1 protein-coding gene is annotated in these 341 nt (G+C 63.6%); it reads right to left on the bottom strand.

The window, feature by feature from the left end; all coding sequences use genetic code 11:
• Positions 1-341, bottom strand: a 341-nt coding sequence (locus EN852_RS37170; RefSeq protein WP_281407849.1) for a TrmH family RNA methyltransferase, incomplete at both ends; no start/stop codon positions are given.

Genomic DNA, 341 nt, shown 5'->3' with positions numbered 1-341 from the left:
GAGCGATAGTCGACCGCGCCTTTCAGATGGGTGCCGGCGACGAGACCGGAAAAGCCGCCGCGCCAGGCAAGGAATGCCTCGGTCGTTGCCTTCGCCACTGGCACGGCGAAAATGGAACCCATGGTGGCGCGCACCGTTTCCACCGAAAACGGATCGGTTGTGTCGCCGACCAGAATGACGCCCTTGGCGCCGACGGCATCGACGGTGCGGATGACGGTGCCGAGATTGCCGGGATCGCGCACCCGGTCGAGCGCGACCCAGACATCGCCATTGTCGGCACTGATGTCCTTCAGGGCCAGGAATTTCTGCGAGAAGACGCCGACCACCATTTGCGGATTGTC

This window comes from Mesorhizobium sp. M2E.F.Ca.ET.209.01.1.1 (assembly GCF_004010375.2).
GTDB lineage: Bacteria > Pseudomonadota > Alphaproteobacteria > Rhizobiales > Rhizobiaceae > Mesorhizobium.
Note: the sequence above shows the minus strand (reverse complement) of the source record. Positions and strands in the feature narration are given on the sequence as shown.